24 protein-coding genes are annotated in these 24,251 nt (G+C 44.3%); 14 read left to right on the top strand and 10 right to left on the bottom strand.

The genetic code is table 11. The features are described from left to right. The first annotated feature begins 71 nt into the window (after positions 1-71). Together NWE73_RS00835 and NWE73_RS00840 are read left to right on the top strand one after the other, a co-directional pair. Positions 72-941 carry an SDR family NAD(P)-dependent oxidoreductase gene (locus NWE73_RS00835; RefSeq protein WP_277576368.1) on the top strand — a complete coding sequence of 290 codons (870 nt, stop codon included), beginning with the start codon at positions 72-74 and terminating at the stop codon, positions 939-941. Between the two features lie 148 nt (positions 942-1,089). Further along, on the top strand, positions 1,090-1,302 hold the full coding sequence (locus tag NWE73_RS00840; RefSeq protein WP_277576369.1) for a hypothetical protein: 213 nt from the start codon (positions 1,090-1,092) through the stop codon (positions 1,300-1,302). On the opposite strand, the gene NWE73_RS00845 is transcribed toward NWE73_RS00840, so the two are convergent. From NWE73_RS00845 to rpsF, 4 genes are all read right to left on the bottom strand, one after another. Then, positions 1,303-2,142, bottom strand: coding sequence for a S1 family peptidase (locus NWE73_RS00845; RefSeq protein ID WP_277576370.1), 840 nt, complete (start codon positions 2,140-2,142; stop codon positions 1,303-1,305). 144 nt (positions 2,143-2,286) lie between these two features. Further along, positions 2,287-2,733: a 50S ribosomal protein L9 gene (gene rplI / locus NWE73_RS00850; RefSeq protein ID WP_277576371.1), complete on the bottom strand. Its 447-nt coding sequence runs from the start codon at positions 2,731-2,733 to the stop codon at positions 2,287-2,289. Positions 2,734-2,775: 42 nt separating this feature from the next. Continuing rightward, on the bottom strand, positions 2,776-3,669 hold the full coding sequence (locus tag NWE73_RS00855) for a DUF2232 domain-containing protein (protein WP_277576372.1): 894 nt from the start codon (positions 3,667-3,669) through the stop codon (positions 2,776-2,778). A gap of 20 nt (positions 3,670-3,689) precedes the next feature. Beyond that, positions 3,690-4,145 (bottom strand): 30S ribosomal protein S6, encoded by a 456-nt coding sequence (gene rpsF / locus NWE73_RS00860; RefSeq protein ID WP_277576373.1) that lies wholly within the window; start codon positions 4,143-4,145, stop codon positions 3,690-3,692. 185 nt (positions 4,146-4,330) lie between these two features. On the opposite strand from rpsF, the gene NWE73_RS00865 reads away from it, so the two are divergent. From NWE73_RS00865 to NWE73_RS00905, 9 genes are all read left to right on the top strand, one after another. Continuing rightward, positions 4,331-5,020 carry an FHA domain-containing protein gene (locus NWE73_RS00865; protein WP_277576374.1) on the top strand — a complete coding sequence of 230 codons (690 nt, stop codon included), beginning with the start codon at positions 4,331-4,333 and terminating at the stop codon, positions 5,018-5,020. 22 nt (positions 5,021-5,042) lie between these two features. Continuing rightward, positions 5,043-5,912, top strand: coding sequence for an alpha/beta fold hydrolase (locus NWE73_RS00870; RefSeq protein WP_277576375.1), 870 nt, complete (start codon positions 5,043-5,045; stop codon positions 5,910-5,912). Positions 5,913-6,249: 337 nt separating this feature from the next. After that, positions 6,250-6,786 carry a protease gene (locus NWE73_RS00875; protein WP_277576376.1) on the top strand — a complete coding sequence of 179 codons (537 nt, stop codon included), beginning with the start codon at positions 6,250-6,252 and terminating at the stop codon, positions 6,784-6,786. Positions 6,787-6,810: 24 nt separating this feature from the next. Then, positions 6,811-9,567 carry a hypothetical protein gene (locus NWE73_RS00880; RefSeq protein WP_277576377.1) on the top strand — a complete coding sequence of 919 codons (2,757 nt, stop codon included), beginning with the start codon at positions 6,811-6,813 and terminating at the stop codon, positions 9,565-9,567. Next, the gene (locus NWE73_RS00885; protein ID WP_277576378.1) at positions 9,567-10,166 is read left to right on the top strand and encodes a hypothetical protein; all 600 of its coding nucleotides are present in this window, start codon (positions 9,567-9,569) and stop codon (positions 10,164-10,166) included. Before NWE73_RS00880 ends, NWE73_RS00885 begins: the two co-directional genes overlap by 1 nt. A gap of 47 nt (positions 10,167-10,213) precedes the next feature. Next, positions 10,214-11,266 carry a protease gene (locus NWE73_RS00890; protein ID WP_277576379.1) on the top strand — a complete coding sequence of 351 codons (1,053 nt, stop codon included), beginning with the start codon at positions 10,214-10,216 and terminating at the stop codon, positions 11,264-11,266. A 54-nt stretch (positions 11,267-11,320) separates the two neighbouring features. Then, positions 11,321-12,904, top strand: coding sequence for a hypothetical protein (locus NWE73_RS00895; protein WP_277576380.1), 1,584 nt, complete (start codon positions 11,321-11,323; stop codon positions 12,902-12,904). Then, on the top strand, positions 12,904-13,767 hold the full coding sequence (locus tag NWE73_RS00900; protein ID WP_277576381.1) for a hypothetical protein: 864 nt from the start codon (positions 12,904-12,906) through the stop codon (positions 13,765-13,767). The genes NWE73_RS00895 and NWE73_RS00900 overlap by 1 nt, the downstream gene beginning before the upstream one ends. 3 nt (positions 13,768-13,770) lie before the next feature. Further along, positions 13,771-14,979 (top strand): hypothetical protein, encoded by a 1,209-nt coding sequence (locus tag NWE73_RS00905; protein ID WP_277576382.1) that lies wholly within the window; start codon positions 13,771-13,773, stop codon positions 14,977-14,979. A gap of 3 nt (positions 14,980-14,982) precedes the next feature. Here the strand turns inward: NWE73_RS00905 and NWE73_RS00910 are convergent, their stop codons facing one another. From NWE73_RS00910 to NWE73_RS00925, 4 genes are all read right to left on the bottom strand, one after another. Next, positions 14,983-15,531 (bottom strand): DUF4383 domain-containing protein, encoded by a 549-nt coding sequence (locus NWE73_RS00910; RefSeq protein WP_277576383.1) that lies wholly within the window; start codon positions 15,529-15,531, stop codon positions 14,983-14,985. Positions 15,532-15,763: 232 nt separating this feature from the next. After that, positions 15,764-17,404: a S8 family serine peptidase gene (locus NWE73_RS00915; protein WP_277576384.1), complete on the bottom strand. Its 1,641-nt coding sequence runs from the start codon at positions 17,402-17,404 to the stop codon at positions 15,764-15,766. A gap of 224 nt (positions 17,405-17,628) precedes the next feature. Continuing rightward, positions 17,629-17,880: a hypothetical protein gene (locus tag NWE73_RS00920; RefSeq protein ID WP_277576385.1), complete on the bottom strand. Its 252-nt coding sequence runs from the start codon at positions 17,878-17,880 to the stop codon at positions 17,629-17,631. Between the two features lie 285 nt (positions 17,881-18,165). Beyond that, positions 18,166-18,975 carry a TIGR02147 family protein gene (locus NWE73_RS00925; protein WP_277576386.1) on the bottom strand — a complete coding sequence of 270 codons (810 nt, stop codon included), beginning with the start codon at positions 18,973-18,975 and terminating at the stop codon, positions 18,166-18,168. Between the two features lie 157 nt (positions 18,976-19,132). Between NWE73_RS00925 and NWE73_RS00930 the strand changes: the two genes are divergently transcribed. Genes NWE73_RS00930 through NWE73_RS00940 form a run of 3 tightly spaced genes read left to right on the top strand, consistent with a single transcriptional unit; the run spans position 19,133 to position 21,477 of the window. After that, the gene (locus NWE73_RS00930; protein ID WP_277576387.1) at positions 19,133-19,483 is read left to right on the top strand and encodes a hypothetical protein; all 351 of its coding nucleotides are present in this window, start codon (positions 19,133-19,135) and stop codon (positions 19,481-19,483) included. A gap of 8 nt (positions 19,484-19,491) precedes the next feature. Then, complete coding sequence (locus tag NWE73_RS00935) at positions 19,492-20,040, top strand: hypothetical protein (RefSeq protein ID WP_277576388.1); 549 nt, start codon at positions 19,492-19,494, stop codon at positions 20,038-20,040. A gap of 45 nt (positions 20,041-20,085) precedes the next feature. Further along, a complete protein-coding gene (locus tag NWE73_RS00940) occupies positions 20,086-21,477 on the top strand; it encodes a hypothetical protein (protein ID WP_277576389.1) in 1,392 nt (463 codons plus the stop codon). 52 nt (positions 21,478-21,529) lie between these two features. On the opposite strand, the gene NWE73_RS00945 is transcribed toward NWE73_RS00940, so the two are convergent. Continuing rightward, positions 21,530-22,318: a succinate dehydrogenase/fumarate reductase iron-sulfur subunit gene (locus tag NWE73_RS00945; protein ID WP_277576390.1), complete on the bottom strand. Its 789-nt coding sequence runs from the start codon at positions 22,316-22,318 to the stop codon at positions 21,530-21,532. 10 nt (positions 22,319-22,328) lie between these two features. Further along, complete coding sequence (locus NWE73_RS00950; protein ID WP_277576391.1) at positions 22,329-24,245, bottom strand: fumarate reductase/succinate dehydrogenase flavoprotein subunit; 1,917 nt, start codon at positions 24,243-24,245, stop codon at positions 22,329-22,331. Positions 24,246-24,251: the final 6 nt, after the last annotated feature.

A 24,251-nucleotide genomic window follows, 5' to 3' on the forward strand; every position in this document is an offset into this window, starting at 1 on the left:
AATCAAGGCCACTTATGTGGCCTTTTTCATTTCGACATCACCTCAAGAAAGCCGATCAAAATTTTAAGCCCGTGATCTTGGTCACTGGCTGCTCTTCAGGTATTGGACTTGCGCTGGCAAAAATGCTTCACGCGCACAGTGAATATCGTGTCGTCGTCACGGCTCGTGAAAAAAGCATCGATAAAGTCCGCAAAGAATTCCAAGAAGATGATCGTTTTTTGATTCGCGTTCTTGATGTCACCTCCGAAGATGATCGACAGCGTTTAATCGCCGACATTCAACGTGTTTGGGGTGGCGTCGATGTTCTCGTGAACAATGCTGGCATCTCTTATCGCGCTGTCGTGGAGCACATGACAGCCAAAGATGAGCTCTTGCAGATGGAAACAAACTATCTAGGGCCGATTGGACTTATCCGGTTGGTGCTGCCACATATGCGCGAAACGGGAAGAGGGAAGATCATCAATATTTCTTCGGTAGCCGGAATGCTCGCAATGCCAACTATGTCTTCTTATTCCGCCTCCAAGTTTGCTCTGGAAGGCGCTTGCGAATCCCTCTGGTATGAAATGCGACCCTTCGGTGTCACCGTATGCATGGTTCAACCCGGATTCATACACTCCTCCTCATTTCAAAATGTCTATCACACTGACAAATCTGACCCGACACGCAACTGGAGCGGTCCTTACAAAGACTTTTATCAAAACATGACTCCCTTCGTAGCCAAGATGATGAATATGTCTCTAACCACTCCGGAAAAAATTGCCAAGATCATTATTGAGGTCATCGAGAAGGAACGCGCACCCTTATGGATTCCATGCACCTTGGATGCGAAGCTCTTTTACTATATCCGCCGAGCCTTCCCACGCAGACTTCTTCTGCCATTCCTTTATTGGTGCCTTCCCAAAGCCCGCACCTGGGGCAAGGAATACTCACACCGACGTTAAATCACGCCCAGTCCCTTTCGCTGGACCAAGGCCTAATTCGAGCGATTCCCATTGTGTTCAAATTAACCTCTTGATTGAGTGGAAGAGTCGAATGATTAAGAGGTGCAAGATTTTTGCACCTCAAATAGACACGCACGGAGGCGGGCCTATGGAATCAGAGTCAGGACTTTTACAGACAGTTGTTGAAGCGACGGGTTTACCAGAAAGCCCCGTATACAACGAGCTCAATGCACTCATCACAAAAAATGGTTTCAATCCTGCTGATTTAAATCTCGAAGAATTGCGCGAAGTGATGGCTGAATATCTAAATTTGGTTTTTCTGGAAATGGCTGAGGCAGAAAAGAACTCTGCTTCCGCTTAATTAAGGGCGAAAGCCCAATTTTATCAGGGCAGAATCGATAAACTCATGCTGCGAGTTGATTTTGGTATAAACACCATTCGAGTTGCAATTGTCATCGCCCAAGCCACGACTGATCACTCCCCACAAGAACAAGGAACCTTTGATCGTCACGAAGGCTGGGCCGCCAGAGTCTCCATGACAAGCGCCCTTTCCATTTGATTGATCCAAGATAATCTCGGTGTCGCCAAATGACTGGCCCAGGATCACATCAACTTTACGCAATTGATTGTCAGTGGCCTTAGTGATGCCGTCATTCAAACCATAGCCAGCCAATGTCACGGTCAACTTCGGCTTTAAAAGCGAATCATTAGGAAGCAATCGAGCCGCGCGATAACCTTGTGGGAAAGATCCTGGATACTTTAATAATGCAATGTCATTTGAATCTTCGCCCATAGGTCCACTTTGACCAAACTTGGGATGAACCACTTGATCAGTCACAAGGCGAATATCGCTGTCTGAAAGGTTGTCCAGATCAGAAGTGAACACAACATACATGCGAGTATCATAGTGCTTATCCGAAGGTGGCACACAGTGCGCGGCCGTAAGAATAACTCCCGAGCGAAGTAAAGAGCCCGTGCAGAGATATTGAGACTCAACATGATTGCGATCGAAGCTGGATATTAAAATCGCAACAGTAGTTTTACTGATCAGATCTGAAGAGATTACTTTTGCCCCGCCAACAATAGCGGAACTGATCAATTTTGGATTTACTTCCCGCGATGATGGAGAACCCGAACAGGCCGACAACATAAACAAGCAAGTAGATACTGCTAGCGATGTTAAGACCTTGTTAAAACTCATGGATTTCCCCCGGGAGAAAACCTTAAACACTTAAATCAGAGTGGGGGCAATTGAAAAAAGACATCCTAACAAAATTAAAAAGGTCCTCGGTGTAAGCCGAAGACCTCTAAACAATTTTTAATTGTTATCTAACAATCTGTCGAACTACGCGCGCTCAACAGAGATCTGGATCTTAGCTTCCAAACCTTCTGCATAACGAACAACCGCTTTGTGTTGACCCAAGAATTTGATTGGCTCTTCCAAGTGGATGTCGCGACGATCTACAGAGTGACCCAATTTTTGAAGCTCTTTAGAGATATCAGTAGTTGTTACTGTACCGAAAAGCTTGTCTGAATCAGCGCCAGCTTGCAATTTGAATGAAACAGTTGTGTTGTTGATTTTAGCAAGAAGTGCTTGGCGTTCAGCCAAAGCTTTTTTCTTCTTCGCATCAGCAACGCGTTTCAAGTGATCATACTCTTTTACGCGTTTTTCAGTTGCTTCAGCAGCTAGTTTACGTGGGAACAAGAAGTTTCTTGCGAAACCTTCAGAAACGTTCACCAATTCACCAACACGACCTACATCCTTAACGTCTTTTTGAAGAATAACTTTCATGTGATCTCCATATCTTCTCTGACTAGGTCAGAGCGAAAAAATCTACTGTTGGTCAGCTCCAGCGATCTTCATTCTGCGAATGCGACCTCTGAAATCAACCCAGTAATCGATCAAACCAACGATGCTTAAAATAAGCAGCAACTGGCCGACCAAGATTATGTATGTCAAAACTCGAGTGAAGGTACCGACCTTCAACGAATTCAGAAATACCTCCAACACCGCCAAACCCTGAAAGAAATAAAGAACGAGTGCTACGTTCACAATATTCGCTGCGAGGATGGCAATGGCCTTACCGCCAAAACTCACCATTGTTAGAAGGAAGGCGATCATCGCTACCCAAATAAAAAACTCAGGCACACGATATTCTAACAACTTGAGCTGAGAGGCAATTTTCACGCGGGGCAAATTGAGCCACGAGAAAACCCTTCTCTCAAAAATTAATCCCACACCTAATGCCAAAATTAACAAGATGACAATGGCTGATGGAATTTGCTGCATCAGAATTGAAGCGTCTAATTTAACAGCGGGGTTCGCTTGTTGAACCTTCTCTGCAAATTGTTCGACCAACTTCTGAACTTCAGCGTACGTGTTAATCCCGTTCACTTTGAACGCGCCATAAATACTGATGCTTGCAGCACCGGCACCCAATAGCACACTCAGAATTCCTGAGAGCCACCACCCAAGACCTCTTTGTTCCATTTCATTGTATGCGCCTAAAGTCATCCAAACGGAGCCAATGAAAAGAGCAAGCGGTTGAGCGTTGAGGAGCCACGCAGCCCCTGTTACTGACAGTCCAAGGATCCAAAAGGCCCAAGGACCGTAAGCCTGGCGTAGCACGCGAAGAAGAGGAGCGCCAAAAATCACAGTTAACATCGACAACAAAATCGAGAGAGATGAAATTGTGATGAACTTCTGCGGACTGGCGGTCTTCTTCATGAGCTATGCGCCTTTACTAACTATTCGCGATCTGAACGATCAGAACGGTCAGCTTTTGCAGCAGCAAACGCAGCTTTACGAGCTAGCATTTTAGCTTCGCGCTCTTTTTCACGAGCAGCAGATTCAGAAAGACCTTTTTTGAAGCCTTCCACGAATTTAGCTAAAGGTACGCGCTCATCAAGGCGAGTATGCATAAAGCGAAGAACTTTGTCGTTGATACGCATAGTTCTTTCAAGCTCAGCAATAGCTTGAGTATCTGCTTCGAATGTAGAATGGAAGTAGATAGCTTTTTTCAACTTACCGATTTGAGTCGCCAAGTTGCGTTTTCCCCAAGTTTCCAAAGAGTTCACAGAACCTTGGAACGATTCAATTGTTCCTTTGTTCTTTTTGAACAGATCTTTTTGTTCTTCGAGAGTTGAATCAGGGTGCATAAGCACAACAACTTCATAAGGTTGTTTTGCGATTGTTTTTTCCATGTATTTTCCTTTCGGTTTATAGCCCCCACCATACAGGAGCGGGAGCAAGGATGACTTTTATTAACTTTTTAAATACTTGTTTTCACTCCAGCTTACGCCGGAGTAGGTAGGGTTTAGCACGGCCAAAGCCCAAGCACAAGTAATAGGCAATTGAATACCCCAGAATCCAGCCCTATCATTCAATAATGGCTACATTTATCGAGATCGTTGAGGGCGCAAATGAAGGATCCAGGATTCAGGTCTCTGAGGGGATGACTCTTGGACGCACCAAGGCCGATATAATCATTAAGGACCCGAAGGTCTCTAGCACCCACGCCGAGATATCCGTAAACACCAAAGATCAACTGGTTTTGGTCGATTTGGAATCCTCCAACGGCATACATATAAGTGGTCGCCGTGTAAAAAAAGTGACGTTATTACCGGGAGTTATCTTCGAGATCGGGCGCACTCAGTTTAAAGTCATTGTCGTTGAGGAAGAGCTCGCCATTAACTTTGAGGTTTTCGTAACTTGGCGCAGCAAGGTGATCAATGGGGTTCGCCAATCAGCAGTCGTCGACGGCTCGGCAAGCTCAAAACCCGAGAGTTTTTCACCCGCACTCAAGCTTCAGTTCATTCAAGGCATCCAGACCGATGAGGAAATAATTTTAGGGTATGGTCCACGCCAAGCCGGGGCTGACTCCCTGGATATTGAGCTATTGGATGAGGAGGCCCCGCGGGAAGCCTTTGAACTGCTGCCGGGACCTGGGATGGTTAAAATAAAAATCAACGCCGTAGGCAGGGTGACCCTTAACAAGAAAGCCGTAGATGCCGAAATATTAAAAGATGGAGACTTGATTTCCGTGGGTACAACCCTCATTAAAGTCTCTTATCTTTAAGCGCATCTGAAGCAAGGGCCTCATGGAGACGATACCAAAATCAACAGGCAGTTTTGAAAGCTTTGACGGCACGCCGATCTATTACGAGGTGCGTGGCGAAGGCGATCCGCTTGTTCTTATTTATGGCATCGCGTGTCCCATCAATCATTGGCACTATCAAATCGAATACTTTTCCAAAAAATATAAAGTCATCGCATTTGATTTGCGCGGACACCACAAAAGCACACCGATCGCCGACATGAGAAATCTCACCATGGATGCGCTGGGAAAAGATGTCATTGGTTTGTTGGATCATTTGAAAATCAAACGTGCGCATTTTGCCGGACACAGCTTTGGCGCGCCTTTACTATTACATCTTTATGAAATGAAACCCGAAGTCATTCGCTCCATGATCTTCATCAATGGCTTTGCGAAAAACCCAATCAAGGGCATGTTTGGCTTAGATGTCATTGAGCCTTTTTTCTATTTCATTAAAGCACAGTACGAACAGCAACCGGATCTGTGGAATACTCTGTGGAAATTGGCTGTGGATAACCCAATGTCCATGTACCTTGCCGCATTGGCTGGTGGATTTAATTTAAAGGTCACGCACTTCAAGGATATTGAGGTTTATACTCGCGGCGTAGCGAGAATGAATCTTGAAGTGTTTCTGAATCTCTTCGAAGAATTAATGAAATATGATGGAGAGTCAGTTCTTACAAAGATTGAGGCGCCAGTTCTTATTATTTCCGGTGAACGAGACATGGTGACCCCGATCAGATTTCAATATCATTTCAAAGAGAAAATTAAACATTCTGAATTTGTTCTCGTTCCTTATGGCTCTCACTGCACCCAATTAGACTTCCCAGATTATACCAATCTAAAAATGGAGAAGTTCATCTCAGAGTCTTAGATCACCCGAAAGGGTTAGGAAATTGGTTTAAGAGTATATAAATACTTTCTGTTGTTATTTAACAATGCGACACCATATATAAGAATGGTTTCTGGTTTAATCTGAGGAATATCTCTATTTTTACTTATACTTAGTGAAAAAATCGATAAGTGCTCCACACTGCTCCGCTTTACCTGCCAAATTACAATAAAAAAATATTTCGTCATTTTTGTGTTAAATACTCGTCAATTACAGTATCTCTCTGCCTCATTACAAAAAATGAACCCGGGCGCTCGAGAAAAATTGTACGTACCAGCTTAAATCGACCGCCCAACCAAGGTAACGGAGAAATTAGAATATGAAACTAAAATCCCTCATGGCGATTTTGGCAGCCCTTTGCGTAAATTCAACCGCATTTGCCGATGAGTTCGATGGCGGCAGCGGTGAGTTCGATCCAAAACCACTTCCAAACTACACTGAAGCAGAAATTCAAAAGAAAATCGCTCAAGAGATGGAAATCGCATGCTCTGGCAACTTGTGCCGCATTGTTGGCACTGACAGCTCTGGCGAAGGCTGGACTGTTTCTTTCAACGTTGGATACGGCAACGGCAACGGCAACAGCGGAACTTCTATCTACATCGGTGATAAATATAACAACAATCCAAACGACACGACTTGGAACGCTGGCATCACTGTCACTTACAAAAACTACCATTGCCAATCAAATTTGCGCGTGACTCCAGCGGTGTACCGCTTCGTCAACACGTACATGTACAACATGGTTAACAGCGACGGATCTACGAAAAGAAATTTCTCTCCTGCAGATCAGACGGTAATTTTGTTCTACACAACAATGTTGAACAAAGTTGATTCTTGCGCAAACGCGGCTAAATAGATTTCAAACGACGGGAATATTTTCATGTTTTCCAAATATGCACTCCTGAATTTCTGGGTTTCTGCATCAACACTGCTGTTCTCGTCGAACTCTATCGCCCAGGTTACAACATCCTCTCAGATGAACAACCTGCGCATAACCAATCGTGCACAATGTGCGATTGATTCTGATTATCCAACTGCTTCTGCTTTCTTGATCCTAGATGGCTATAACGCCGGCAAGCTGGGCAACTCGTTAGCTAAAAACATCGGTCTTGACGAGGCACAAACCTCACAAGACACGATGAAAGAGTTCCGCCTCTCCGTCAGTCATCTTACTTTAACGATCATCAACAAGATCATGACGGGCAAACTGCCTCTCTTGCCGATGAATTTGAAAGTGGCGAAACTTTACAATTATACTTCTTTGGCAAATTCATGCGGTGATAAAGTTTATTGCGCAGAACTACAAAACCATTTGGCAAAAATCTGGGCGTTATCTGAAAACTCCGCGATTACCTCTGTCAGCCCCGAATGGAAAAAGATCGACAACTTCTCTGCGTCCAACTTCATGTCTCAACAAGGCAGTCGTCGCGTCGGATGTTACTACTTAAAAAGGTTTTCACCACTTCAGGGGCAACTTCACAACACGACACTTGATACAGCCTCTTTGCAGGAAATGGCTGTTGCTTTCCTGGAACAGGAAAAATACATCACCAGCTGCTACGACACCGATGCATCTTTGGACTCTCGCAACGCCGCTCTTCAAATTGATATCAAAACAGGGGAGCTCGACAGTTGGAATGCAAAAGGTTTTGATTTCTGGAATAGCGTAAAAATTTATCTTTCATGGGCTTGGCGCAATACCGACGTTGTGAACCACATGAGCCCGCGCTTTGGTGAAGTTTTTAAATCTGTGGCTCTTGAAGAGTCTATGATGCTGATTCCAAACGGATGCAAGAGCATCACCAAGCCTTCTTGCGACAGTGAGCATTTGGCTCTTAATAACCTTCGTGAACTTGCTAAACAAGACACAAAAGATTCTGGCTTTAATACGGAAGTTCCACAAAGCCCTGACAAAACAATGCTTGAGCGCGGTGCTCGCGCAGTGAATAACGACTTCCTCAATACCAAAGGGTATATGTCGGCCGGGGAGTGGGTTGAAAACTTCCGCAAAAATTTCGTGCAAACTCGCGGTTCTGCTAAGAATCGCCTGCAAAGTTCCGTTCAATTCATGAATATCCTGGCGGACACGATGACTGCCGATACTCTGGTTGAGTTCGTTAAGCCAATTGCTCTTGCCTCAAAACTTTCATCACTTCAGCGGGACGAGCTTTACTATCTTTGCACCGAAGTTCGCCTTGCCGGCGATAAACGTCTTGATTTTATGAAATCAGATATTGATGGTATCGCTGGGCTTAAGAACATGAATAAGGCCTTGGATAGTTCAAAACGCTCAATTGAGCAATTTGTCGCTTACTTTGACGTTGTCTCGAAAGGAATTCTTCCTTACTGCGATCAGCTCGAAAAAACCAATATCTGGCAGGCAGCGGGATACACTGTAAATAAATCTGGTTTTAAATCTTGGGCGAAAGAAGTTTTAAGTACTCCGACGGAAGAAACTCCTTCAACTTTCCAACCGCAAATTTACGGCGCACCACTTTTAGTGTGGAATTCTTCATTGGGTGCTCAAGAAGGAAATGTTATTTGTGCTTCTGGTGTTGACTGTGCTCGGGGCGTTATCAAGGCCATGGTAGACCTTTATGCAGTCGCTCAATATGCTGATGCTTTCCTGCCAATCTCATCAACGGCCGCTTCTCCTGACGTCTTCAATCCTTATTCTGAATTGAAAGCCTGCAAAATCTACGATCCTTGGTATCAGTCAAAGCGAGCGAATCGCGTATTCATGGCAGACCTCGCCAGCACAGCCTTGTTTGGCTGGAACTTCATGCCCATTTATATCGACGCGGACTATACGCCTCCAAAAGTTACTTCGTTCCAACGTTTGCTTAAAGATGGCGTGATTAAGTTTGATGCGAATATCGAAAAGTCGAAGATGGTGGCCTCCCTCCTTGCTGACTTCGGCCCCCTAACTGGTGCTCCATGTGCAGTTTCGATTGCACCAAATGCAAAGACCTTTAACTTCCTCGCGTTCGACGGAATTTCTGTCAACTATTGCGACAGCAAATCCACGGGAGGCGCTATTGCCAATGGAGCAAATAATATCTCGACCAATCCAGAGAAGACTCGCTCTTACTGTGGTGGCTGTTCTATCAATTTTGTGGGTGTTGGATCTGCCGCGTCTGTGACCAGCGCTGCAACTTCATTCAATCCTATTAAAATGGGTGTCTATCTTTTCAGAGCGATTTACCGTTTTGTTAATGCCAAGAAAGACCCCGTCAATGTGCCGATGTCTTACAATGTTGATTTGGCAAAGGTTGCGGATGCTTATCGCCGCTACGGCACCATTCCAAAAGATTGCGTAAATCAATTAGGTCAAGGATTGAAATGCTTCCAAGACATCTGCTCTGCAAAGGCCGCAGATTTCTTTGAACGCCTCACTGGCGGAAAAGTTACTACGATTTCGATTCAAGATGCCAACGGCCACAATGACAACGGTTTCTCTTCCAACTCATACCAAAGAAGAGCCTGGGTGAAGTCAGATCTTTGCACAGGCGAAACTGTATTCAATTTCTCATGTAGAGAAAATGGGTCGGGATTCTATGTTGGTGGCACAGACGGAAATATGTGGGGAGCAAGTGGCTCCTGCAAAAAATATATTAGAGAAGGGCGCTGGAAATAATGATCTCTAAAGCTATTCTTGCAGCTGCTATTATTCTGGTTTCTTCTGTTTCATTGGCTTTTTCAATCAACAGCCGTTATGCCATCAATGAAAAAGGTGCCTACATCAAAGAAACTCAAGTTCTTTGTGATATGAATGAGGCCGAATATTGTCAGGTACTCTGCAAACAAGATAACGAGTGTCGCAGAACTGAACCTTATTGCTTAAATTGCGCCGGAACAACCTCCACTGTTTTGAGAACTCTGTTTAGTCAAATTTCTCAAAATTATGTTCCCACTCAAACGGAAATTCCAACATCTGCGATTGTTCGATATTTAGCTACTACGAATTATATCTTGATCGGCGCTAAAAGCGTTTACAACTACTACAAGCCACTCAACTCTGGAGAGTTCCTAAGTAATCTTCAGGCGCTATGCCCGACGCCTACGGATGATCCTCTTTTGGCAATTAAACTTTCACCGGTGCAAGAACCGGAAAAAATGAGCTTCATCCTGTGTAAAAGTGCGGATGGAAGAACTCAAGCCTTCGATGTCAGTCCTCGCCAGCCAGGCTTAGGCAATCAAGTGCTGGGTTCACAAATTAAACTAAGTCTTCAATAGGTACGTATTTAATAACAAAACCCCAAAAGGGAAATTAAGGAGAATCAATGAAAAAAATTATGATGATGCTCGCGGCAGTTACTATGTTCGCAGCAGCTCAAAATGCGAACGCGATTTCTTTGCGTTTCAAATTCAAAACTTTCAGCTCTGGTCCAAGCATGTACGCGTGTAACGCGGGTATCATGACTCCGGCTGAAACTAAAAAGGTTTGTTACTTCGAAGGTACTACAAACACTTGTACACCAACTACATGTGATAACACACAAGCAGTTTGTGACACTCGTTGCGTTTGTACTGGTGCTTCAGGTGGCGACTACTTGATGAACTACGGTAAAGTAGAATATCAAGACTGGAAAGACAATGGTGACACTTCTTCTGCTACAGGAGCTGGTTCTACGACTTTCTCTTCTGCTTCACCTAACCAAAACAACTGGACACAAGCTTATGATGATTCAACAGCTTGGGGCCGTACAATCAAAAATCTTTCTTTCAACTTGGGTTCTGAACTTTATGGCGCGAAATATTTCGTAGACATCTGCTTCCGTGGTCCTCAAATTGAGTACTTCGAAGACGGTGTTGTAGCTTCTTTCAACTTGAAAGCTCAAGCTAACGCGACTGATTTCTTGGCAACTGGTGTAAATGGTGGCGACAACAATCGTGATGGTTTGGTTATCCCTGGAACAGTTGACGGCAAAAAATACACTGAACTTGCTGGTTTGAAAGTTCAAGCTTTCGTAGTTTGCGATAAGCAAGGCGAAGGTACTTACAAATATGCTCGCAACAACTCTGGTTCTTACAACACAACTATCAACGAAGCGATCTTCGCAGGATTCAACTCTGCAGGCATTCCTTCAACTGGTGGCGACTTGTTCGTAGCTGGCTCTCAAGCAACTCTTGGAACTGGTAACGTTTCATTGGTTGATGGCTGGGTAAACCAAAACAACACTCACACTCCACGTTTCTGTAAAGTTCGTTATGTATTCACAGAATCAAACGCTGCGACTGCAACTCCTAACTTCAGAAAATGGCAACGTCACGGTGCTGAAATGTGTACTTTCACTGATATCGAAGAAGGCGCAACTTCTGAAGGTCTTAACTAGTTAGTACATCCTACTCCGGCGAAGCCGGAGTGAGAACAGGCAAGGAGTTGAAATATGAAGAACACAAATTTTAATAAAAGCGTGATCGGAGTTCTCACACTTCTTGCCGTCGTCTTTCATGGCAGCGGGGCTATTGCAGGTTGCAAAATGTCCCGCGACCCTAAAATGAACTATTTTATCTCGTATGAAAATAAAGCACTCGGAATGTTTTCTGAAGCTGCTGAGAAGGCTCAAGCTCCTTCTGTTATTGAACGCTGCCAGCTCGATTCTGGTAAATTTTTAATGCTTTCACTGGGGGTACGTCGTCCCACTTTGAATTCTGATGTCGCCGACGTGTCATTTGATGGCCAGCTCATCGATACGAAATGTTCTATCGAAAATTCTTTTTTTAAAGAGCAACCGGACTACTCTGAGCGCAGTAAAATTATTGAACAGCAGCACAAGGTTTTGCGCACTTGTACTTATATGCAAATCTTCGATCTCGATAATAAACCTATCGAGTTTAAACCTGAACAAAGCCATTGCAAAATCACTCGCATGCCGACAGGTTCCCTGAAGGCAGAAGGTGATTTTTGCTTCGTTCGTATCCGTCCCATCAATCGCTTCGCCGTTTCCACAGTTGTAAAAGATGAGTGCCGCGATGTGAATTTCCTTAAAGCCAACAATATTGCTCCTCAAGATGTTGAGGCAGCGTTAAATGCCTACGTCGTTGGCGACGACAGCGGTCTAAGTACCGAGGTTGATCCTATCGGTTCAACAAAAACTCGCCTCTACATTGCTCCACACAGCAAGATGCTCAATCTTTCAGATGATTTTGGTGCGGATACGCCACGTTTTCCAACTGAATTCAATGCTGATGTTCATATGGGAGAATTGAAAATTCGCGGCTCAAAAGAGACCTTCACCGTTGATATGTCACTTTTGGTGAACAATCGTTCCCAAAAAAGCTGCTATCAAGGAATGTGTGCAAGTCCAAGTGACTTCGATGTTCCCGTGGTGGGACAGGTTGAACTTTTTGAAGTTCAAAAGGGTGGTAAAGAAAACTACATCGATGCCTGGTGGCATGCGGGTCTTGCAAATCCAAATTGGCAAGGCCTCATGAAAAGTGGTCCCCACGTTCTGAATGAAACTGAACTCAAACCCGGAACTCACTATCGCATGACTGTGACATTTGTAGATCCTGCGGAAGACTTTACATTGTTCATCAAAGACATCCAGCAGATGACCATTGATCTTAAAGGACTTCAAGGGACTGCGGGCCTTGATTCGATAGCTCCGATCATGGCGCTAACCTCTCTTGTAGGTCTTCCTCCGATGGAAAACCTTCCCTCTATGTCTTCGCCAAATATGGAGGTCGAGATGGAGCGGGTGTTGAAGACACTGCAAAAACTTGGGCAAGATCGCCAATGGCCTTCTTATTACAATGATGTTTGCAATTCAAAACGCGCCTCATGCATCAAGGCTGGAAAGTCGAAGTTCTACTCAAAACTAACTCTCGATTTCACGATGGGTGATTTTAATATTGAAACGGGTAGCTGGGATCTCAACAGCTACACGGTGAAACGGGAATCTCCGGTATTTGGCAATTATACAGTTAATCCGAAGGCATTGCCGACTGTTTCCTGCGAGGTTCAGTAATGAAACTCCTCATTTCTCTTTTTGCCTTTCTTCCTGCCATGTCTTTTGCCACCGTCGTTATTAGACCCTCTGTGAATGAGGGCTTCTTTGTCTGCAATGCTGGCATCGCTCACAAAGTCTCAACTGGAACTTCTTGTGTGAACCAACTCACAGGCCTTGCATGCACGAGCAGCGACGAAAGTTCTTGTGTCTGTTCTGATTCGACGGCCGGCGATGATTCACTTGCTGCAAGCTGGGAAGATCTGACTGTTGCAGCTTCAAGCTCCATGCGCTTCCGCTCCAATATTATTGCTTCAAGTGCATCCGGTGATTTCACAAGTTTGTTTACAGATCTAAATGCCTGGAGCAATCAAGTTAATGAAGTTCAAATTAACAGTTCGTCAGAAACTTATGGCACAAAGTACTTTATCGACTTTTGCTACCAAGGTCCCATTGAGAACATCGTTAAAAAGAAAGACAACTCTGAAGGAATCTATACCCTTACAGCTGGGATCAATGCGCAGAATTTAGCGAATGGTTCATCTTATGCTGCTGATTCAAATCTTGCGATGAATCTGGCGGTCAATTGCGATCTTCGCAATGTCGGGAAGAATAAAGATCCCCGTAACTCCAATCAGTTTGCACCCGAAGGTAGCATCCTTGAAAGCGACGTGGACTTCACAACCACTGGATATCCTCGAGCGAATTCTTTAAGTCTTTCTCAAAGAATTAACGGGCAGGTTAAGCTTGTTCCCAGATTCTGCGTGGTCCGTGCCACTTTCGCAGAAATGGCTAACACCACTTCTGTTAAAGTACGTCCCAACAATGAAACTCCAACTGAATTTACAATTGATCTTGATATCACCAATGGTAGTGCGTTTTAACTTATGAAGCTTCTTGTTCTCGTTTCTTTTCTAATCAGCACCACCGCGAGCGCCTCAGTATGGAAAGCAAATCGCAGCTGGACAGAACAAGACGAAGTTAAATTTTCGCTGTTCTTGCAAAGCGAGTGGGCGGCAGATGTTTTTGCCAATCCTCAATCTGATTTCTACGGAATAAAGACTGATTGCGCGGATGCCGTTTATGCGGCCCGTATTGTGTTTTCTGCACGGGAAGGCCTGCCCGTAAAGTTTTCTGACGTCACAAAATCGGGAAGCTATTTAACCCAAGAAATGTCCCGTTGGGATGGGCTTTCCCCTTTGGAGCGCATCAAAAGATTTATTTCTTATACAGGAGATCTTGTCTCCACCTTGACCTTAGAATCTGACACTTATCCGGTCGCCATCAATAAAGACTTCTTTCGCCCGGGTGTTATTTTCTTAAGCCCAATTCTTTCAGATTTTGAAAAGCGCGCGACGGGATTCCACGGTGGGCATGCAGAATACGTAAAAAGGATTGATGATATCGGATTTATCGAAGCCATCGCTTCGACTTCACCAAAGGCCGTAAGAACACTCAGTCTTAATAAAAATCCATATATGGCAGCCTTAGTGACACGCGGTGGATTTCGCAGATGGCGCCAGCCTCAACAGTTCGGCGTCAATGTCGAGAATCTTACGGGCTATAGTTTAGAACAGTTCAATATTGCTGACTGGGCACCTCTAAAGCTCATTACTCGTAGACAAATATACCAATGGCATGAAGCCATTCGCAGAACTCTTAGAACACGCGCTCCCTCATTTGATGAGCGTGTGGATATCGTTGTGGATAGCATCTGCAGCCTGCTCACCACTCGTGCTGAACTGGTTCAACAGGGCTGGAGTGAAGTGACAAAAAATGGGGGTCGATGTCTTTCGGCAGATCTCGCTGATCAATACTCTACGGATAGCCGGGACCAGAGAATTCGCGGATCTTATTTCCAATTGGGTGATCTTTATGATTGGAAGAAACGAGAAGACGGGGACGACATCCTGGGATCCGTCGAGGACGCTCAAAGTAAGTTGGAGAAATGCCGTATTCAATATTGGCCGGGACGTTTTATGAACACCTGGGAGATCTATCCACGCGTCAGAGACGGCCTGCTTGAGTCATCAGCAAGCTATGCCCCAGCAGTGCGCTGGGGATTTCGTCCCAAAGGGACCAGAGACTGCCGTTAATTTTTAATATCCTTCTTTCGGCACTTTGACCGTGAACTTCATAATCGCAGCAAGCAAGAATGTAATTCCCACCAACAAATGAATTGCATGGTCGGTGGTTCCAAATTCCAATACTTCAGGTATAAATCTCCACAGAAAGCGGTCCTCTACAGGATTGGCTACTGAAGCGATCCCGGGAGTCCCGGCAACAAAACCTAATAGCCCTAGGACTGCGTAAAACGCTCCCGCAATATAACAAAATCTTTTCGCTGTTATGTTGCGATCGAAGCCAAACCACAAAGCAAGAGTCCCGGTGACAACGTGAATGATGTTATTAGTGTAGCTTAGATGGAAGTTTAAAAAATACGGAATTACAAAACCCAGTAACCCCACAATGACGAATGAGAATCCTAAGACAATTGATGTCTCTTGAGCATAGTTCTTTCTGATCGTTTCGAACTGGATATGATCCTCAGGCTCTTTTCGAAACTCCGGCGGCATTGTTTCAGACTCTTCTTCTGAAGGGCGCTTTTTGGGAACTCTAGGGCGCAGTCGCTCTTTTTCTGGCTCCATAATTTCCTCCTGAATAGTCTCAGTATGAAATTTTTAAGGAGTGAAGACATTGATGGTTGGAAAAATACAAACATTCAGACAAGCATCTGGTGTGAAAAAGCAAAGATGCTAAATCAAAAAAGAAAAGCCACCTCATCGGTGGCTTTTCCGCTTTAGAGACCCATCAAGTATTCGACGACAGGCATTCTATCACTAAAATTTTTGCGATACTCCGATCAAATCGAAGCAGGACTTATCTGTAAGCCGCTTTGTCGATATCCCAACCGTTACGGTTTACGGAATCGTCAGAAGTGAATACCATTTTAACGTATTCGCCATCTACAACCGGACCGAATGAATCATCATTCTTACCGCTCATAGTTCCTACAAGCTTACCAGTAGCATCATAGAACTGAACTTTATCATAGTCTCTTTCAGTGTCGAAAGTAGAGAAGTGAACTGCTACTTGTTTCGCACCCGGAACACGAACTTCATAAGTCTCATTTGTTTTTCCAGCATATGGGTGAGCTGAAAAAACACTTACTGACATTGACTGCCATCCAGATGGATCGTTTGGATCAGGTTGTGGAGTTGTGTTCGTCAACATTGCGTATGCGTTTACAAATCCAGCAGAAACTTTTCCACGAATTCCAGCAAGTGGGCGAGAAGTCGCGATGATTCTTTGCTTCATTTCAAGGCCAGTAATATTTGGCTCATGAGAAAGAAGAAGGGCTGCCATACCAGACACATGTGGTGTCGCCATAGAAGTTCCAGACCAAGAATCATAACCAGTGCCCGTGATTGAAGAGAAGATATTCACTCCAGGAGCTGCTACGTGAACTTTTGTTTTACCGTAGTTTGAGAATGAAGCGATTTGCCCACGGTTATCAACAGCTGCTACTGAAAGAACGTTAGGCACGTCGTATGTAGCAGGGTAAGTTGGGTTCGAATCATTGTTGTTTGATTCGTTACCAGCCGCTGCGATAAAGATCGCGCCAGCATCATTAGAGCGTTGGATAGCTTGTTTCAAAGTTTCAGAGTAACCGCCGCCACCCCATGAGTTCGAAAGAATTTTCGCGCCCATTTTGGTTGCGTAGTCGATTGCTTTCAATGCGCCTTCCAAAGAACCAGAACCGTCTTTGCTCAAGAACTTCACGCCCATGATACGAACATTCCAAGCGACACCTACGATACCTTTGCCATCGTCGCCGCGTGCGCCGATTGTACCAGAGCAGTGTGAACCGTGACCATGATCATCCAAGTTATTACCAGTTGGTTTAGCTGCATCAACGAAGCTAGCGCCATAAATGTCGTCAACGATACCGTTGTTGTCATCGTCCACACCTGCTTTACCGTTTAGCTCAGCATCATTTGTCCAAAGATTATCTTTAAGATCTGGATGGTTGTAGTTAATACCAGTATCGATAACTGCAACGATTGTGTTTTTTGAACCGGTTTCGATATCCCATGCTTGAACCGCACCGATATCTACGCCAGCAACGCCTACTTTGTTTTCAGAGTCTTTTTGACCAACGTTTTGCATGCCCCACAATTTTCCGAATGAAGGATCATTAGGAACTTTATTGATGCGATAGATGAAGTTTGGTTCAACGATTTCAACCAAAGGATTTTGCGACATTGTCTTAACAACGCTGTCTGTAAGTTCGAAGACAGGGCGTTTAACTACGACGATACCTTGATCGGGGATTGTAGACTTAACGTAAGCGCCAAGTTGTTGGCTCAAGATGTTTACAGAAGAGATCGCATAAGTATTCTTAAGCTTTACAACGTACTCTCCAGGAACTGCTTCAGGTTGTGCTGCAAACGCATTGAATCCAACCAAAGTTAGGCAAATCGCCACAACTTTAGAGGCTCTTTCCATAAGCCCTCTCATATAATCCCCTCCTTCAATGGGTGATTTTCAGAACCAACGACTGGGAAATCTTTTCCTAGGTCGCTTGTCTAGTTCCAAAATGGTACCAATGGCGGGGACAAGAGCTAACTATTTTTTTGGTGAAAATAGGAATTCATGCAGTTCTAGCTTAAAGTCCGGGCAAATATGGAGAAAACCTAGACCTTAGTCTTGCAAATTGATGTTTTGCGCAATAATTCAGTCTACTAAGAGACAGCTTTTTTTCCAGTCTTCGGCTTTGGTATTTCTTCTTCCACAAATCCAAAACTAAGTTGTTGTGGCGTCTTAAATTGAACGATACGGGTCGGATTCTCCTCGATCTCTCGTTTTTCAGAGGGCGTAATCACGTTTACACCTGTCGAGGCCTTGATGAGATGCTTAATAAAAGCTTCTTTCACGCTGTCCGGCGCATTTTTGTTAAATCCCAAATCTTGCATTAGCTGATCAATCTTCTTCATAAGCCATTCCTTGGTCTAGTGATCGGAAGTTTGATGTTCGAGCTTTAGAAGAAAATCATGATGGATGCCGTCGCTAAGATGTCTCTCAATAAGACAGACCCACGACGCAGAATTTAAAGGTTAAAGCTTTAGGATATTTTCAGCGCAATTAAATGCTCGGCGCATTAAGTGCCCGCAACCTTAGGGACTATCAAATACACATCTGGAGAAACGCATAATAAAAAAGAACGAAAAGGTGCCTGCCGCTTTTTCCGAAAAGATGGCAGGCACCTTTTCAAACCAGGCCTATTTTTTTAAATCAAAGAAGTCCATTGTCAGACAGAAAAGTTGTTCTTCCTTGGATTCCTTAATCACAGAAATGCTGTTCTTAATCGATTCCAAAAGAAGATCTTTGATTTTCACTACGTCTTGCGTGGAAAGACTGACGACACCTGAATAGTGCAGTTCATTCAGACGTTCGCGCTCAAGACTTTGCATCGCTTGCAGACGCCAGTTGGTATGATGCTTAAGAATATAGTGCGAATCTTTACCCAGGCGAATCTCTTGTTGGCCAGGATGAAATTCGAAGCCTTCTTTTCTTACCAAACCAATCGCTTCAAGATGTTCCAGGGTTTCAACTATTTTCTCTGATGAAACTTGCAGGGCCTCGGCGATTCTTTCGACCGTTCTTAGCGTGGGAATTGTGGTCGCAATGTGTACCGCAGAGGGAATCCAACTGGAATAATACCAACTGCGATCTTTATCTTCGAGTTGTTGAGTCTTCCCCAAGCGCTCGGTCAGAACCAAACGTGATTTTAGAATGTCTTCCATTTGCTTTTGAAAATACTCACGCAAGGTTTTCGTACCGGCACGGTCTTTCTGAACTAATAGTAAGAAGTAGTGTGCTTCCTGGGTCGTATGCTTAAAAAAGATATTCGCAGCCTCTGCCTGTTCAAGGCTAAGATGCGCACTTTCCTGAAGTACTTGCGACACATAAGTGGCCTGCACGCCCATGATGATTGCAACCTGTGCCTTGCTGCCACGAGCCCCGGCGGCCTCAAGTCGCGCCCTCAAATAGGGTCTATAATGTGAAAATTTGAAAACATCTTTTTCCATATATTTCAGCATCTTATCGTCATTTATAAATTTTTACTTAAGTTATTTATGAATAATAAAGTTATTTCATCTGGAAGCCTTAGTCACATTGCGTTAAAACTCATCCATCGCAGAGATGCATTACTTTAACGACCCTTTAAAACCTTGGAGGTTTGAAATGAAAAAGACTCTACTTTTGACCCTTGTGATTCTAGCAAGTTCTTTAGCCCAAGCCGAAATTAGCGGTAACTGCAAAAACAGTATGAAAAAAGTGGCTGTTGGCTATCACGAAACACTGGAAGCCATCAAAACTGGCGACATCACTTCTGAAACCGCACAAGTCCTTCTGGGTGGATGGGAAGATGCGGCTCGTTCAACTGCACTTGGTTGTGTCGGAATCATGCAAATCAATATGGAAAGATCGCTTCGCGGAAGAATGGGATTAATCTCTGACAACGAAGTTGAGCGCAAGTCGGCGCAAACTTATGAAGAAGCAATGTCTTACTACAACTCACTTATCACTAAATAGGAGAATTTATGAAAACATCAAACATCAAAAAACAAATGGTTTCGTTGGCGACTCTTTTTACTCTTGGAATGACAATGCTTGCTGGAAATTCGGCATTTGCCTCGCAAGAAGTAAGCCCTGGAGTTTCACGCTTTGCTGCTCTTTTCACACTTAAAACAATGGTTTCTTCAAGCGCTGAAAGCACTGGAAGACTTGAAGAAAGCGTACAGGAAAACAGCGAGTACTACCAAAGCTTACGATTCTTTCAACTGAGTGAAAAAAGCAGAGCGGGCAGAACGAATTGCGCAAATATTCAATCAACATTTATGACTAGCGCAATCATGCTTTCAACTGTGATTGAAGCAAATCGTGAAGCATTAAAGCAGATTCCTGAAATAAATAACGACGTCACTTTAGCAAAGCTTTCTAAAATCACCGAATACCTTCATGAAGCGAAAGCGGCGCAAGACAATTGCTCTATCCCCTCTGCAAGTCTTGTCCATGTTAAGAAAGCACGTCTGCTGATCACAGAGGTAAATGCTTATCTTGAAAAGATTCAGAACGAGCTTCCTCAATAAGTGAACCTTGGCCCTGTCTTTGCTTTTACTATTACAGGAGGCTTTATGAAGCTGTCTCAATTTGGAACAAAAATTTTTGCTTTAGCGACATTCACATTGCTAGCTGCAAATAGCTTCGCAGTGGCGGGTGAGAGTCTCAATCCGAGCCAAGAGGTTTTGGCATTTAAAGCCCGCCTAAAGCAAATTTACGAGGACAAAAATCGTCCCGTTCCTAAGGATTCGACAGCTGAGCTTTCGATCAAAACAAATAAGAAAATAAAGTTTCCTGTGTCCAATGCGGCAGTCAAAATGGGTGGGGTCAGCGACGGTGGCGGCAATGCTGTTGGCAGTACTCTTTTTGATTTTTATGAAAACGCGGGCTCGTTGGAAATTACTCTTGAACAGCTTTTAAATCTGGAGCCAAAAGCAAAACAAATGGTTGAGTTACTGAATCAGCAAGTGCCAGCGGTCGACCATGTTGAATCGGGTGGCTTGGGTGAGATTTTGAAAAACTCATTAAACGGAAAAAAGATCTATCTTGAATCAAAGCCTATCTCATCAGAGGCCTGTAAAAATCAAAGTCTTGTTTCTACTGATCAACAAATCGTAGCCGCCTGCCAGTCAGACAAAGAACTGCGTCTTGATGTAAACTGGTTGCAAAGCGCCTCTGCAAATAATCGCGCTGGGCTTATCAATCATGAATTGATTCTGGCTTGGGCCAGAAAGAAAAGTGCTTCAGATGCCAAAGACGTTCTCGAGCAAAAAGTTCGTGAGCTCAATCGCGAGTGCTTTGTCGCGCACTCCAGTGGCGATCAAATGCCAGATGCGGTATCGCGTATTTTTTCTGTTCGGGCGTTTAGCGCCAAAAGATTCAAAATAGCTGCCGGTCTTCCAGCTAGAGTCAAAGCAGCAACAGTGGCTTTCTGTAATAATCCCACAACTGATATCAATTCTGCATTTCAAGATGTGTGGAATGATGATTTCCTGACATCTGAAGCCCGCATTGTGCCTGGCAACCTTCAATCAATGAAAGAAGTTTCAATGGCGGCTCTACTGGGTGAAGACAAAAGTATCGTGGCGAAGTCACAAGCTGATTTGTGCAAATACTATAATATCGACAATACGCCAATTCATGAACCACGCATGGATATTATTCCTGATGGTTGTGTTAACCATCTTCAGAAATCAATCGACATGACCGCATCTTATTACACCGCCGAATTCAAAGACATCACTGCGGATAATTTGATGTATTTTAGAGCTAGCGCAAAAGATGTGATTGAGTCGAGCGCGCTGCTTTGCAAAGGCCTCAGAGGAAATCAACTACAGAAGCAGTGGTTTATGACGAAAGAAAAGGGCTATGCGATGATGGACGAAACTTACGGCGAAGCCATCAATTTCGTTAGATATGTTTTAAAGAAAAAGAAAATTAACTATTCTTTCTTCGATCCAAAATAAAAAAAGGGAGTCCTAAGACTCCCTTTTTAATTTCTTAATTTGCCAAATCAGACTATCCAGCGCCGCCGTCAGAATGCTTCGGACGTTTTGTTGTCGAAGCGACGAAGAATTCGCGATTCATGCGTGAGATATTCGTAAGTTGAATGTCTTTAGGACAAGCGGCCTCACAAGCACCTGTTGTTGTGCAAGATCCAAAGCCTTCAGCATCCATCTGTGCAACCATGCGAAGAGCACGTTCTTTTCTTTCAACCTGACCTTGTGGAAGCAAAGCCATATGAGAGATTTTTGCAGAAGTGAAGAGCGCTGCAGAGGCATTTTTACAAGCCGCTACGCACGCGCCACAACCGATGCAAGTTGCAGAAGACATTGCTTCGTCAGCATCCGCCTTCGGAACCAAAATCGCGTTAGCGTCAACAGGATTGCCGGCATTTTGAGAGATATAGCCACCTGCTGAGATCACGCGGTCAAAAGCAGATCTTTCAACCATCAAATCTTTAATCACAGGGAAGGCTTTTGCGCGGAACGGTTCGATTGTAAGAACGGCACCGTCAACAAAGTTTCTCATGTGCAATTGGCACACTGTTGTCGATTTCATCGGACCATGAGCTTCACCATCGATAACGAAACCACAAGCGCCACAAATACCTTCGCGGCAATCGTGGTCAAAGGCGATAGGGTCATCACCTTTTGAAATAAGCTCTTCGTTCACAGCATCGATCATCTCCAAGAATGAAGCATCTTCAGAAACGTTGTTCGCTTTATATTCAGCGAAACCGCCTTTATCTTGAGGACCTTTTTGTCTCCAAACTTTCAAAGTCAAATTGATATGTTTTCCAGCCATTTTTCGCCTCTTATTTATAGCTACGAGTTGCCAAGTGAACGTTTTCGAAAGTTAGCTCTTCTTTGTGACGAACTTCTGGTTTGTTATCGCCAGTGTATTCCCACGCAGCTACATGACAGAAGTTTTCGTCATCACGTTTTGCTTCACCATCAACTTGATATTCTTCACGGTAGTGACCACCACAAGACTCTTTACGTTCAAGAGCATCGCGACACATCAACTCACCAAGTTCGATGAAATCAGCCACGCGGCCGGCTTTTTCAAGCTCAACGTTTAGGTAGTTAGCATCACCAGGAATGCGCACGTTATTCCAGAACTCTTCTTTAAGCTTTGGAATTTCTTGCAACGCTTTCTTAAGACCTGCTTCATTACGACCCATACCGCAGTTTTCCCACATGATATTGCCAAGCTCTTTATGGAAGCTGTCAACCGTGCGGTTACCTTTGATATTCATCATTTTAGTGATCTCAGTTTTCACGCCGTCTGCAGCAGCTTTAAACGCATCGTGAGTCGTCGTAACTTTATCAAGCTTCGTTCCACCAAGGTAGTTACCCAATGTGTATGGAAGGACAAAATATCCGTCTGCCAAACCTTGCATAAGCGCCGAAGCACCCAAACGATTTGCACCATGATCTGAGAAGTTTGCTTCGCCAGCACAGAACAATCCTGGAATCGTTGTTTCCAAATTGTAGTCTACCCACAAGCCACCCATTGTATAGTGAGGCGCAGGATAAATCATCATCGGTTGTTTGTAAGGGTTTTGACCTGTGATTTTGTCGTACATTTCGAACAAGTTTCCGTATCTTTCAGAAATCTTATCTTGTCCCAAACGTTTAATCGCATCTGCGAAATCAAGGTAAACTGCTTTACCGGTTTCATTCACGCCACGGCCTTCATCACAACGGTACTTCGCTTGACGAGAAGCAACATCACGTGGAGCCAAGTTACCGAAAGAAGGGTAAACGCGCTCTAGATAATAATCGCGTTCGTTTTCTGGGATGTCATTTGGATGACGTTTATCGCCAACCGCTTTTGGAACCCAAACACGTCCGTCATTACGAAGAGACTCAGACATCAAAGTTAGTTTTGATTGGTTTTCACCGTGAACAGGAATGCATGTTGGATGGATTTGCGTGTAACAAGGATTTGCGAAGTAAGCGCCACGTTTGTGAGCTTTCCAAGCCGCTGTCACCGCACAGTTCATCGCATTCGTAGAAAGGAAGAACACGTTAGAGTAACCACCACTTGCGATTACAACTGCATCAGCTTCGTGGGATTCAATTTCACCAGTCAAAAGATTGCGCACGATGATACCACGAGCTTTTCCGTCGATGACGACAACATCGAGCATCTCGCGGCGATAGCGAAGCTCCACCGTTCCAGCATCAACTTGTCTCATCATTTCAGAGTAAGCACCCAACAACAATTGCTGGCCGGTTTGTCCGCGGGCGTAGAACGTACGGGAAACCTGCGCTCCACCGAAAGAACGATTTGCCAAAGTTCCGCCGTATTCACGAGCGAAAGGAACACCTTGAGCAACCATTTGGTCGATGATGTTCGCTGACACTTCAGCCAAACGGTAAACGTTCGCTTCACGAGCACGGAAGTCTCCGCCTTTTACTGTGTCATAAAACAATCGGTAAGTAGAGTCGCCGTCGTTTTGATAATTTTTTGCGGCATTAATACCACCCTGAGCCGCCACAGAATGGGCGCGGCGAGGAGACTCATGCACGCAAAATGCTTTAACTTTATAACCAAGCTCACCAAGTGAAGCAGCTGCCGAAGCACCCGCAAGGCCGGTACCAACAACGATGACAGAGTGTTTTCTCTTGTTCGCTGGGTTTACCAGTTTGTAGTCAAACTTAGTGTCTGACCATTTCGACTCAATAGGGCCACTAGGAATTTTGCTATCTAGTTTGTTAGCCATGTTCAA

This window comes from Bdellovibrio svalbardensis, from assembly GCF_029531655.1.
Classification (GTDB): domain Bacteria; phylum Bdellovibrionota; class Bdellovibrionia; order Bdellovibrionales; family Bdellovibrionaceae; genus Bdellovibrio; species Bdellovibrio svalbardensis.

Coding starts and splice junctions, on each gene's coding strand:
- NWE73_RS00840 (WP_277576369.1), top strand. CDS start 1,090: ATGGAATCAGAGTCAGGACTTTTACAGACAGTTGTTGAAGCGACGGGT.
- NWE73_RS00845 (WP_277576370.1), bottom strand. CDS start 2,142: ATGAGTTTTAACAAGGTCTTAACATCGCTAGCAGTATCTACTTGCTTG.
- rplI (WP_277576371.1), bottom strand. CDS start 2,733: ATGAAAGTTATTCTTCAAAAAGACGTTAAGGATGTAGGTCGTGTTGGT.
- NWE73_RS00855 (WP_277576372.1), bottom strand. CDS start 3,669: ATGAAGAAGACCGCCAGTCCGCAGAAGTTCATCACAATTTCATCTCTC.
- rpsF (WP_277576373.1), bottom strand. CDS start 4,145: ATGGAAAAAACAATCGCAAAACAACCTTATGAAGTTGTTGTGCTTATG.
- NWE73_RS00865 (WP_277576374.1), top strand. CDS start 4,331: ATGGCTACATTTATCGAGATCGTTGAGGGCGCAAATGAAGGATCCAGG.
- NWE73_RS00870 (WP_277576375.1), top strand. CDS start 5,043: ATGGAGACGATACCAAAATCAACAGGCAGTTTTGAAAGCTTTGACGGC.
- NWE73_RS00875 (WP_277576376.1), top strand. CDS start 6,250: ATGAAACTAAAATCCCTCATGGCGATTTTGGCAGCCCTTTGCGTAAAT.
- NWE73_RS00880 (WP_277576377.1), top strand. CDS start 6,811: ATGTTTTCCAAATATGCACTCCTGAATTTCTGGGTTTCTGCATCAACA.
- NWE73_RS00885 (WP_277576378.1), top strand. CDS start 9,567: ATGATCTCTAAAGCTATTCTTGCAGCTGCTATTATTCTGGTTTCTTCT.
- NWE73_RS00890 (WP_277576379.1), top strand. CDS start 10,214: ATGAAAAAAATTATGATGATGCTCGCGGCAGTTACTATGTTCGCAGCA.
- NWE73_RS00895 (WP_277576380.1), top strand. CDS start 11,321: ATGAAGAACACAAATTTTAATAAAAGCGTGATCGGAGTTCTCACACTT.
- NWE73_RS00900 (WP_277576381.1), top strand. CDS start 12,904: ATGAAACTCCTCATTTCTCTTTTTGCCTTTCTTCCTGCCATGTCTTTT.
- NWE73_RS00905 (WP_277576382.1), top strand. CDS start 13,771: ATGAAGCTTCTTGTTCTCGTTTCTTTTCTAATCAGCACCACCGCGAGC.
- NWE73_RS00910 (WP_277576383.1), bottom strand. CDS start 15,531: ATGGAGCCAGAAAAAGAGCGACTGCGCCCTAGAGTTCCCAAAAAGCGC.
- NWE73_RS00915 (WP_277576384.1), bottom strand. CDS start 17,404: ATGAGAGGGCTTATGGAAAGAGCCTCTAAAGTTGTGGCGATTTGCCTA.
- NWE73_RS00920 (WP_277576385.1), bottom strand. CDS start 17,880: ATGAAGAAGATTGATCAGCTAATGCAAGATTTGGGATTTAACAAAAAT.
- NWE73_RS00925 (WP_277576386.1), bottom strand. CDS start 18,975: ATGGAAAAAGATGTTTTCAAATTTTCACATTATAGACCCTATTTGAGG.
- NWE73_RS00930 (WP_277576387.1), top strand. CDS start 19,133: ATGAAAAAGACTCTACTTTTGACCCTTGTGATTCTAGCAAGTTCTTTA.
- NWE73_RS00935 (WP_277576388.1), top strand. CDS start 19,492: ATGAAAACATCAAACATCAAAAAACAAATGGTTTCGTTGGCGACTCTT.
- NWE73_RS00940 (WP_277576389.1), top strand. CDS start 20,086: ATGAAGCTGTCTCAATTTGGAACAAAAATTTTTGCTTTAGCGACATTC.
- NWE73_RS00945 (WP_277576390.1), bottom strand. CDS start 22,318: ATGGCTGGAAAACATATCAATTTGACTTTGAAAGTTTGGAGACAAAAA.
- NWE73_RS00950 (WP_277576391.1), bottom strand. CDS start 24,245: ATGGCTAACAAACTAGATAGCAAAATTCCTAGTGGCCCTATTGAGTCG.